The sequence below is a fragment of the Flavobacterium sp. genome (assembly GCF_043760115.1).
Classification (GTDB): domain Bacteria; phylum Bacteroidota; class Bacteroidia; order Flavobacteriales; family Flavobacteriaceae; genus Flavobacterium.
The window spans coordinates 19,370-31,573 of the sequence record NZ_JAYUPK010000170.1; the positions used below are offsets into that span (position 1 = coordinate 19,370).

6 protein-coding genes and 1 tRNA gene are annotated in these 12,204 nt (G+C 30.5%); 6 read left to right on the forward strand and 1 reads right to left on the reverse strand.

Going from position 1 to position 12,204, the window contains the following annotated elements; genetic code table 11:
- Nucleotides 1–21: 21 nt before the first annotated feature.
- The 5 genes from ACH2BC_RS14650 (at nt 22) to ACH2BC_RS14670 (ending at nt 10,998) form a co-directional block, all read left to right on the forward strand.
- Nucleotides 22–8,391, forward strand: a complete 8,370-nt coding sequence (locus tag ACH2BC_RS14650; RefSeq protein WP_395054952.1) for a PKD domain-containing protein — start codon at nt 22–24, stop codon at nt 8,389–8,391.
- A 7-nt stretch (nt 8,392–8,398) separates the two neighbouring features.
- The gene (locus tag ACH2BC_RS14655; RefSeq protein ID WP_395054954.1) at nt 8,399–9,415 is read left to right on the forward strand and encodes a PorP/SprF family type IX secretion system membrane protein; all 1,017 of its coding nucleotides are present in this window, start codon (nt 8,399–8,401) and stop codon (nt 9,413–9,415) included.
- 100 nt (nt 9,416–9,515) lie between these two features.
- Complete coding sequence (locus tag ACH2BC_RS14660; RefSeq protein WP_395054955.1) at nt 9,516–10,319, forward strand: endonuclease/exonuclease/phosphatase family protein; 804 nt, start codon at nt 9,516–9,518, stop codon at nt 10,317–10,319.
- Between the two features lie 77 nt (nt 10,320–10,396).
- A complete protein-coding gene (locus tag ACH2BC_RS14665; protein WP_395054957.1) occupies nt 10,397–10,780 on the forward strand; it encodes a hypothetical protein in 384 nt (127 codons plus the stop codon).
- Nucleotides 10,781–10,785: 5 nt separating this feature from the next.
- The gene (locus ACH2BC_RS14670) at nt 10,786–10,998 is read left to right on the forward strand and encodes a hypothetical protein (RefSeq protein ID WP_395054959.1); all 213 of its coding nucleotides are present in this window, start codon (nt 10,786–10,788) and stop codon (nt 10,996–10,998) included.
- A 183-nt stretch (nt 10,999–11,181) separates the two neighbouring features.
- On the opposite strand, the gene ACH2BC_RS14675 is transcribed toward ACH2BC_RS14670, so the two are convergent.
- A tRNA-Met gene (locus ACH2BC_RS14675) sits at nt 11,182–11,254 on the reverse strand.
- Between the two features lie 242 nt (nt 11,255–11,496).
- On the opposite strand from ACH2BC_RS14675, the gene ACH2BC_RS14680 reads away from it, so the two are divergent.
- Entirely contained in the window at nt 11,497–11,952 is a 456-nt protein-coding gene (locus ACH2BC_RS14680; protein WP_395054961.1) for a KTSC domain-containing protein, read from the forward strand.
- Nucleotides 11,953–12,204 lie beyond the last annotated feature (252 nt).

Consider the following 12,204-nt stretch of genomic DNA (forward strand, 5'->3'; position numbering starts at 1 on the left):
TTAAAATAAATTGCATATATAATGAAACAACTATATTTAATAATTGCACTACTTTTTTATTGCGCATTGGCATTTTCAAATGATGTGTTACTTCCAACAGCCACTATAACTGGAGGTACAACTGTTTGTCAAAATGCTGCTAATCCAGTAATTACATTTACTGGTGCTGGCGGAACTGCGCCTTATACTTTTACTTATTCAATAAATGGAATGACTCAACCAATAATTTCTTCAATTGGAAGTAATAGTTCTGTTACAGTTAATATAAATAGTTCTGTTTCTGGTACTTTTGTTTATAGTTTGGTTAGTGTTCAAGACACTTCTGGAACTCAAACTCAAACTGGTTCTGCCACAGTAATTATAAATGCACTTCCAACTCAACCAACAATTACAACTAATGGCGTTACAACTTTTTGTGAAGGAAATAATGTTTTAATTTCAACATCTAATAATTCTAGTTTAACTTATCAATGGAATTTAAATGGTGTTACTATTCCAAATGCAACATCTGCAAATTATTCAGCAATTAATAGTGGCAATTATAGTGTATCTGTAACAAATTCTAATGGATGTATTTCAACTTCAATGCCAATTAGCGTTACAGTTTATCCAAAAATAGAACCTGTTTTAGGTGCTAATGGAACAACAAATACCGCAATTTTTCAAAATTTAACGTATTTTACAAGATGCATAAATAGTATAACAGGAGTAATAAACATAGTAAATCAAACTTTAAATCAGAATCAAGTTACTTCTTATACTTTAAATTGGGGTGATTCAAGTCCAATAGTAAATCTCCCAAATTTTACTTCAAATTTAACACACACTTATAATCAAGGTTTTTACACATTAATTATATCTTTAACAACTAATCAGGGCTGTATATATTCAAAAAATTATGGAATATTTGTCGGAAATACTCCATCAGGATCACTTGGAAATCCTGGTAATCTTTCAGGTTGTAGTCCTAAAACAATTATTTTTCCAATAATTGCTCCATCTGAAAATGTTCCGGGCACACAATATATTATAGATTTTGGTGATGGTCAATCAATAACTTATATTCATCCAAATGCACCATCATCTGTATCACATACTTACACTACTTCATCTTGTGGTAATAACCCAACTGGGACAGGTTCAATACCTAACTCATTTGTTGCATCTATGACTATTACTAATCCTTGTTTTCCTCCAGCATTAACCACAGTAGGTCCAATAATAATAAGTACTCCACCAACTCCAAACTTTTCAATTTCACCAAATCCTGGTTGTATAAATTCTACAATAAATATTTTAAACACATCAAATCCTGGCTCAATAATAGGTCAAAGTGGTTGTATCTCTCCGCCTTCGCTTTATTGGACAATTTCGCCAGCAACTGGTTGGTCGGCAAGTGGATTAGGTAACAATGGAGGAAATGCAACTGATATAGATAGCTGGAGTAACGGTGTAAATGCTCCAACAATTAATTTCAATACTATTGGAACTTATTCGATAACTCTTTATATTGGAAATAGTTGTGATATAAAAAGTATAATTAAAACCATCTGCATAGAACCACCATTAACTCCACAATTCACATTAAACACAACTTCTGGTTGTACACCTTTAGCAATAACTGCAACAAATAATACAGTTGTAACAAATTCGTGCACAACGCCAACCTATAATTGGCAAGTTACTTACACTGCTGCAAATTGTGGCACAGCAATAGCTCCAATTCCAAATCAAACTTCTGCAAATGCAACCTATAATTTTACAGAAGCAGGTAATTATGCAATTAAATTAACGGTAACCAATTCTTGCGGTAGTTTTAATACAATGCAAACCGTAACAGTAAAAAAACCTCCAACAGTTTCTATTGCACCAATAAATAATTCTTGTGGAACGGCAACTATAAATCCTATTGCGAATGTTCCTGCATGTGTGCAACCATCAAATGCGTTAACTTATGCTTGGAGTTTTCCAAGTGGAAATCCAAGTACCGCAAATACATTAAATCCTGGAACAATTAACTACTCAACAACTGGAACGTTTCAAGTTTCTTTAATCGTTACAAACGAATGTGGCGCATCAAATACGGCAACGCAAAGTTTTACAGTAAACGAATCACCTACAATTACAAATTCTAGTTTAAGCCAAACAATATGTTCTGGCACAGCAACAACTCTTGTAAATTTAACTGCAAATCCATCAAATGCTACTTTTACTTGGACTGCTACAGCTACAACAGGTGTAACAGGTTTTTTTACTTCTGGCACCAATACAATTCCAGTTCAAACTATTTCAACAAGTAATACCTCTGTTGGAACGGTTACTTATGTTATTACTCCAAAAATTGAAACATGTACTGGTGCAATGGTAAATTATGTTATTAATGTAAATCCAGCAGCACAAGTAAATCAACCGCCACCGATATCATTTTGTAATAACACAACAACAAATGCTATAAATTTTACAACAACTAATCCAACTGGAACTACATTTTCTTGGACAAATTCTAATACTTCCATTGGACTTGCAGCATCAGGAAACGGAAATCTTCCAAGTTTTACAGCAACAAATACAACTAGCAACCCAATTACTGCAACTATCACAGTTACACCTTCATTTTCTGGAGGAAGTACTGTATGTAATGGCGTTTCAAAAACATTTATAATCACAGTAAATCCAACAGGACAAGTAAATCAACCCTCAGATTTACCAAAATGTAATGGTGATAACGTTACTACAAATTTTTCAACATCTAATAGTGGTACTGGCACAACAACTTATAATTGGACAAATAATACACCTGCAATAGGATTACCTTCAAGCGGAAACGGAAATCTAAATTTTACAGCAACTAATACTTCTACGTCTATTTTGGTAGCAACAATTACAGTTACTCCAACTTATTCTTTAGGAAATATAAGTTGTATTGGAACACCTAAAACGTTTACGATAACAATAAATCCATCGGCACAAGTAAATCAACCTAATACCATTTCTGTATGTAATGGAAGTACAATTCCTACTATAAATTTTTCGACTTCAAATACTGTTGGAACAACATCTTATAACTGGACAAATTCTAATACTTCCATTGGATTAAGTATGTCTGGAACAGGAGACATTCCAAGTTTTACAGCCATAAATACTGGAAATAGTTTACAAGTTGCTACTATAATTGTTACCCCAACTTATTTAGTTGGAAGTACTTCTTGCTCTGGAGCAACCAAACAATTTACAATTTCTGTTTCGCCAAATGCTAGTGTAAATACAATTATAGACAAATATGTATGTAACGGAAATAATTTACCTACTATACAATTTTCTAGTGCAACTACTGGTGGAACTATATCATATAATTGGACAAATGATACACCAAGTATAGGATTACCTGCTACTGGAAACGGAAATATTTTATCATTTACAGCCATAAATACTGGTTTATTACCTGTAACTGCAACAATTTCTGTTACACCAACTTTTACAAGTGGAAGTTTAAATTGTATAGGAACTCCACAAAATTTTACGATAACAGTAAATCCATCAGGTCAAGTAAATACAATTAATACTATTGAAGTTTGTAACGGAAATTCTATACCAACAATAGTTTTTACAACAAATAATACAGGAGGAACAACAACTTATTCTTGGACAAATTCTAATACAAGTATTGGTTTAGCAGGAAGTGGTATTGGTTCTATTCTAAGTTTTAATGCAACGAATACTAGTTCAACTCCATTAATTGCTACAGTAACAATTACTCCAACTTTTACAAATGGTGGCGTTAATTGTACTGGAACAAATCAAACTTTTACAATTAAAGTCAACCCAAGTCCAACAGTAACTATATTAGGAACTATTGATGTTTGTTTAAATGCTACAAATCCTCCAATTACTTTTACAGGTTCTGCAGGAAATGCACCTTATACTTTTACCTATAATATAAACGGCGGAACCAATCAAACAATTGCAACATTAACTGGAAATAGTGTTACATTAAATGCGCCAACCAATGCTTTGGGAATATATACTTATAATTTAATAAATGTTCAAGATTCTAATGCAACATCTTGCTTAAACACAATTTCACAATCGGCAATTGTTACTGTAAATGCTGCACCAACTATAAACTTACAACCAATACCAAATCAAAGTGTTTGTGTTGGTGGTTCTATTGTAAATCCTTTATTGGTTGCTTATAATAATGGAACAGGAACACCAACTTATCAATGGTATAGTAATTCAATTAATTCTACATCTGATGGAACTGAAGTAGGAACCAATTCTAATACTTATTTACCTCCAATTTATTTAACAGCTGGAATTTATTATTATTACGTTAAGATAAGTTTTAATGGAAATGGTTGCGGTGAAATAATTAGTACTATAGCACAAGTTATTGTTGTTGATGATCCTTTAGTAACAGCTCAACCTTTATTAACTCAAACACTTTGTCAAAACGAAACGCCAACTAATTTAACAATTACAACTTCTGGAGGAATTGGAACTAATTCATATCAATGGTTTCAAACTACTACCTCTACAAATTCAGGTGGAACTCTTGTTGGAACAAACTCTACTAGTTTTACACCGCCAACAAATACAGTAGGAACTTTTTATTATTATTGTGAAGTAACACAAACTGGCATAGCTTGTTCTGTAAAAAGTAATTCTTCAACAATTGTAATTAATACTTCACCAACCATTTTAAATCAGCCAATTTCAAGTACAGTATGTCAAGATGGTACTGCAACAACATTATCATTTACCTATTCTAATGGTGTTGGTACACCAACTTATCAGTGGTATTCTAATAGTATCAATTCTAATAGTAATGGAAATTTAATTCCAACCGAAACAAGTTCAACTTTTAATCCGCCATCAAATAATATAGGAATTTTTTATTATTATTGCGTAATTAAATTTCCAGATTTAGTTGGTAGTTGTTCCAATATTTTTACTGATGTTGCTGTAGTAACTATAAATCCACAAAGCACAATTGAAAATCAACCATTATTAAATCAAACTATTTGCATAGGAGGATCAATTGCAATACCACTTTCGGTTACGTTTATAAATGGTACAGGAACTGAAAGTTACCAATGGTATAGCAATACAACAAATTCTAATTCTACTGGAAATTTAATTTCTGGAGCAACCAATTCAACTTATATTCCGCCAGTTTTTACTGCTACAGGTATCTTTTATTACTATGTTAAAATTAGTTTTACTGGGAATGGTTGTGGAACTATTTCAAGTAATGTAGCAGAAATTAATGTTATAAATGATCCTATTGTTATTTCTCAACCAATTCCTAATCAAACTCTTTGTCAAAATGCAATACCAATAAATTTAATAGTAACGGCAACTGGCGGAATTGGGATTTATAATTACCAATGGTATAGCAATACAATTAATTCTACAACAAATGGAATAATTTTAAATGGAGAAATAAATGCAATTTTCACACCATCTACAACCAATAATGGTACAATTTATTATTACTGCGAAATTACACAACCTAACGGAATTGGCTGTAATGTTACATCCCAAACGTCAGAAATAATTATAAATGTTGCTCCTGCAATTTCTGATAATCCAATTTCAAGTACGGTTTGTTTGGGTAACAACCCTATTTTATTAAGTGTAAATTATATAAATGGTGTTGGAACTCCAACCTATCAATGGTTTAGTAATACTGTAAATTCAAATGTTGGAGGAGCAATATTTAATAACGAAAACACAGCAACATTCAATCCACCTTCAACATTAGCAGGAATATTTTATTATTATTGTCAAATATCTTTCCCAACATTATATGGTGGTTGCGAAATAATTACATCAAATACTGCCATAGTAACTATAGAACAAGTTCCAGTGATTGTATCACAAAATTTAACAATTTGTAGTAATTCAACATTCACTATCACACCAACAAATTCTAGTTCAGATATAGTTCCAGCAAGTACAACTTACACTTGGTCAACGCCAACAATAAATCCAATAGAATCAATAACTGGAAGTTCATCTCAAAATATACCGCAAAATTCTATAAGTCAAACACTAATAAACACAACTACTTCTCCTGCAACTGCAACGTATACAATTACTCCTAAATCTGGAAATTGTATTGGTACAGATTTTACCGTAACTATTACAATAAATCCGTCAACTAATCCGAACGCAGTTGTAACAAACAGCACATGTTATGGAATAAATAATGGAAGTATTTCAACCAATATTACTGGTGGAATTCCATTTTCTACCAATCCACCTTATACAATTCTTTGGACTGGTCCAAACTCATTTACTTCAAATGCAAGTTCTATTTCTAATCTAATTCCTGGACTTTATAATCTTTCTATAACTGATGCTGGTGGTTGTCCAATTTCTACTAATTATACCATTACTGAACCTTTAGAAATGATTTTAACAACAGATGTAAACAATAATATAACTTGTTTTGGCAATAATAATGGAGCCATTTCAATTTCTGTAACTGGTGGAACTGGAACTTATTTTTATGTATGGACAAAAAACGGAACTAACTTTGCAACTACAGAGGATATCACAAATTTAAGTCCTGCAACATACATAGTTTCTGTATCTGATGACAATAACTGTCCTCCAAAAACACTAACCTTTACTATCACAGAACCTCCTATTTTATCTGTAAATCTTGTTAGTCAAACTAATGTTGATTGCTATGGTTTTGCTACAGGAGCAATTACAATTAGTACAACTGGCGGAACACCATTAGAGACTTCGCCTGGAATTTTTAATTATACTTATTCTTGGACTGGTGCAAATGGATATGCTAGTTCTAGCCAAAATCTTACTATATTAATTGCAGGAACTTATAATTTGGTTGTAACTGATAATTTAGGATGTACAAAAAACTTATCAGTAACAATAACACAATCTACTGAAATTATAATTACGGCAACCACTACTCCAATAGAATGTTATGGCGATAATGATGCAACAATTAATACAACAATTTCTGGAGGAAATGCACCTTATCAAATTCAGTGGAGCAATTTAGCAATTGGATTAAATCAAAATAATCTTGCACCAGGAAATTATACAATTACAGTTACAGATACATTTGGTTGTATAAAATCATCAACTATTAATATCCCAAGTCCACCACTGTTTGATGTAAATCCAGTTATAACCAATATTTCTTGTTTTGGAGCCAATGATGGAAGTATTGTATTAAATTTTGTTGGTGGAATTGCACCAGTAAATTTAGTTTGGAGCGATGGAAGTCCAGCAGGAATAACTAGAAATAATTTAAGTGCAGGAACTTATTCTGTAATTATAACAGATGCAAAACCTTGCACAATTTCTAGAACTTTTACAATAATAGAACCACAACTTTTAGTTTTATCTGCCAATACTACAAATGCTTTAGATTGTAACAATGCTAATAGTGGTGGAATAAATCTATTAGTTTCTGGCGGAACTCCACCTTTTAATTATGTATGGAATAATGGAACAACAACAGAAGATTTATTAAATATTGCAGCAGGAAATTATTCTGTAACTGTAACTGATTCTAGAAGTTGTGTAAAATCAGCTCAATATAGCATAACTAGACCATCTCCAATTGTAGTAACTGTTGCAACAACAACAGTTGCTAACTGTGCAACTAATTCTGTTACTCAAAATTTTACCGCACAAGTTTCTGGTGGCGTTCCACCTTTTCAATTTAATTGGTCAAGCGGAACAGTAAGTGGTTTAAATAATGAAATTATGACAACTACTCAAAATGGTTTGGTCACTTTAACAGCTACAGATGCAATTGGTTGTTCTTCAAATTATTCGTTAAATGTTTTACTTCCAGTTTTAGGAAATCCAACTTTTAGTCAAAATTCAATAGGTTTTACGAGTTATGGCATCTATTCAATACTTGATCCAATTCAATTTAACAGTACTATTACTGGAGATTATATTTCTGTTTTATGGGATTTTGGAGATGGAACATTTTCTAATGAGTTAAATCCAATTCATACTTATTTAATTCCCAATGATTATTATTTAGTAACTCAAACTGTAACATATCATTTTGGTTGTATATACGTTTCGAATCTTGCATTAAAAGTTGAAAAAGGATACTTATTAGTTATGCCAACAGCTTTTACACCAGACAATAATGATGGCGTAAACGACACATTAAGACCAGTTTCAAAAGGTTTAAAAAATATTCGTTTGGATATTTATGACACTTGGGGTTCTTTAATCTATTCTGAAACTGGAGAAGTATTGATAGGATGGAATGGTAAAATAAAAAATATAAATTCTGAAAACGGTAATTATTATGCTAAGGTAAGTGCTGAGACTTTTTACGGAACAATAATTAATGAAAATCAAACTTTCGTTCTTATAAAATAAAATCAAAATGAAAATTAAATTTAGAATAGTTTTATTTATAATATTAAGTTTATTTACGCTACAAAGTAAAGCACAAGATCCAGTTTTTACACAATATTCGTTAATTCCAGAAATTTTAAATCCTGGTTTTACAGGATTTCAATTTGATTGGCGAGCAGGACTCATTCATAGGAGACAATGGCCAGATGGTAATAGGGTTATTGACACTGAATATGGATTTTTAAATAGAATGGTTGGAGAAAAAGCAGGATTAGGAATAACTTTTCTTAATCAGAGAGAGGTGTTTACCAAATATAATTATTTACAAGTTAATTTTGCCTATTCATATAAAGTTGATATTAATTATGAATGGAGTTTTAGACCAGCAATTGAAGTTGGTTATGGAAGAAAAAGCTATAATTTTCAAAATTTATTATTAGAAGATCAAATTAACTCTTTTACTGGAGCTATAAATAATAGTAGTATTGATCAAGGAGTTTTAAATCAAAAAAACAATATTAATTTTATTGATATTTCGGCTGGATTTATAATTGATAACGAAAGTGGATGGTTTGGAGCTTCACTTAAACACTTAAATCGTCCAAATATTTCTTTTTTAAACGAAAAAAACGTTCCTTTAGATTTGTTTTTATCTATTCACGGTGGATATGCTTTTGAACTTGAAAATACACCATCAATGTTATTTCCAGAAAATACTAAATTACTAGTAACCGCTAATTATATGAGACAATCTCAATTTAATAGACTTGATATAGGTACAGCTTTAAAATTTGAAAACTTAAGCTTTGGAGCAACAGCAGTAATTAATCCAGAACGTAAAAGTACTTACAGTCATTTTTTAACCTCTATAAATCCATTTATATCTGTTCATTTAGGGAATTTTAATTTAGGTTATTCTTATGATTTTAGTACATCCAAACTTGGACATACTCAAGGAATTCACGAAATTTCTTTAACTTGGCAATTACGCTTTTGTGAAACTTGTGTGGCTAAGGAAAATAAATATTATGATTATAATAAATGATTATAATGATTTCATTAATAAAAAAAGAATATCGCATATCGCAATATGCGATATTTTATTATAAATAATTGTATATTATAACATTACTAATAAATATTCTGTGAAAAAATATTTAATTTATTTTGTCCTACTTTATTCATTAACTACAATATCTCAAGTAAAACTCCTATCGTGGAATATAGAAAACTTGGGGAAATCTAAATCAGATTCAACCCTAATTTACATTGCAAATACATTAAAAAATTATGATGTCGTTGCAATTCAAGAAGTAGTTGCAGGTTATGGTGGAACTCAAGCAATTGCAAAACTCTCAGAAGAATTAAACAGAAAAGGTTCCAAATGGGATTATGTTGTTAGCGAACCAACCACAAGCAGTGCTTACAAAACAGAACGATATGCATTTTTATGGAAAACTGCCAAAATAAAACTTATTGGAAAACCATGGCTTGAAGAAAAATACAATTTAGAAATTGACAGAGAACCTTTTTATGCTACTTTTTCTTTTAATAATAAATTGTTTACGCTAGTAAATTTTCACGCCATAACTAAAAGTAAACAACCAGAAACTGAAATAAAATTCTTTAAGTTTCTTCCAAATCAATATCCAACATTAAATTTAATCTTTGTTGGCGATTTTAATTGTCCACAATCGCATACCGTTTTTAATCCGTTAAAGAAAATGGGTTATGAAAGTGTGTTTATAAATCAAAAAACATCATTAAAAAAAGAATGTGAACTAGATCATTGTTTAGCATCAGAATTTGATAACATTTGGTATAATTCTAAAAAAGTCACAATTCTAAAGTCAGAAGCAATTTCTTTTTACAACGATTTTTCAACATTAAAAGAAGCAAGAAAAATTTCTGATCACATTCCAATTACTGCAACATTTACGATTAATTAATAAAAAAATGACTTGATTACGGTTTTCCGTAAAATACAGAATTCTTAATGCTGTAGATTTGATAAAATTTAATTAAAATGAGAGCATTAGAATTATTTATAGCATTACTAGTAGTTTCAAGTTGTAAAAACAACGAAGCATCAAAACCACAGAATTTTATTCCGCAAGAAGAACATACTATCGCAATTGATGATCAAACTAATTTTCATCAAGACGCAACCTATAAATATGAAAATAGGACTGGAACATCTGGCGACTATCAATACAATTATGATGTTTTAGGTAATGATAGCAATGGAAATGAAGTTTACGGAACCATTAATGTAGAAGATAAATATGGTGAAGGAATAATTATAAATACTGATAAAGAAGAAATTGAAATTGAAGTAGAATGGATTGGTTATGGTAAATTAAAAGGAACAGATAAAATTGGAAACGAATATGATTTAGAAGTAAAATAAATTCAATGAAAAAGCTATATATTTTTATTTTATTCATATTAATAACTTCATTTACAAACTTTGCAGAAAATGTTTACATCTGCCAAAGCAAAGGCGCAACTAAATATCATTATAAAGAAACTTGCAGAGGATTGAATGCTTGCAAACACCAAATAGTTAAAAAATCAATAAGTGATGCAAAAGATTTAGGATTAACTTTATGTGGCTGGGAAGATTAAAGAAAATAAAATTGTTCTAAAACAAAAAATTCACTACTTTTTAAAATAATGAGTTGTGATTAGAATCAGAATAAAAGACTCAAACCTGAGTTCGCCGTGGCGAATAAGAGCTCAGAAATTATAATTTTAAAATTGAACTAAAATAAAAAACTCACTACTTTTTAAAGTAATGAGTTGTATTAGTAGCGGGAACAGGACTCGAACCTGTGACCTTCGGGTTATGAGCCCGACGAGCTGCCTACTGCTCTATCCCGCGATGTTTCGAGTGCAAAGATACAACGTTTATCTATATGTGCAAGTATATTTTATTAAATTTTATAATTTTTTACAAAACACTGTTTTTTAAAAACTTAACCCACCAAAGTTTCTTTTTTACTTTACAAAATCTTAATACTATTTGTAAAATAAATTGTTACCTTTGCAAAAAATTAAAAATTTAGGTTATTTATAAATTATAATTTATTTAAATTTTTAAAATGTATATATATTAAATTTATTATGAGTACAAAAAAAATCATTGAATACAGAGCTTTATACAAAAGTACGAAAGCAACAACTTTAAAAGAATTAAAGTCAACCTACAGAAACTTTATGAAGGACAATCATCCTGATACGTTACAAGATGATGCTGAGAGATTGGCTGCTGAAGAAAAAAGCAAAACTATTATTACTGCTTATCATTTTCTAGTTAGCATTGCGCCAGAAACTCAAGTAAAAGATAAAGTTGAATATACTAACACTATTACCAACTCTAACGTATCTGATTATCATTTTGAAGATACTGTTTTATACGTAACTTTTTTAGACGGAAGTAAATTTGAATATTTTGGAGTACCAAGACCAATTTATGTAAAAATGGTTAATGCAGAATCTCCAGGACGTTTTGGAAGAAGACATATTTTTAATACTTATACTTATCGTAGTGCATCAAAACTTGTTGGTGCGGAAGTTTAAAAAACGATGCTATAAAATTTACAGATGCTTTAGGGCATCTTTTTTTTTGAATAATAGTTGCTTTTATGTTTAAAATCTACAAACAGTTTTTCATTATATTATATAAAAACAAAATCCGCCAATTGGCGGATTTTGTATATTATTAATGATTTAGTATTACAATTTCGTGATAATAAATTCTGATCTTCTGTTGGCTTGATGTTGTTCTTCGCTACAGCTTGATTCGTTTGTTGGTTCGCAACCGCAGTTGTT

Coding starts and splice junctions, on each gene's coding strand:
- ACH2BC_RS14650 (WP_395054952.1), top strand. CDS start 22: ATGAAACAACTATATTTAATAATTGCACTACTTTTTTATTGCGCATTG.
- ACH2BC_RS14670 (WP_395054959.1), top strand. CDS start 10,786: ATGAAAAAGCTATATATTTTTATTTTATTCATATTAATAACTTCATTT.
- ACH2BC_RS14655 (WP_395054954.1), top strand. CDS start 8,399: ATGAAAATTAAATTTAGAATAGTTTTATTTATAATATTAAGTTTATTT.
- ACH2BC_RS14680 (WP_395054961.1), top strand. CDS start 11,497: ATGAGTACAAAAAAAATCATTGAATACAGAGCTTTATACAAAAGTACG.
- ACH2BC_RS14665 (WP_395054957.1), top strand. CDS start 10,397: ATGAGAGCATTAGAATTATTTATAGCATTACTAGTAGTTTCAAGTTGT.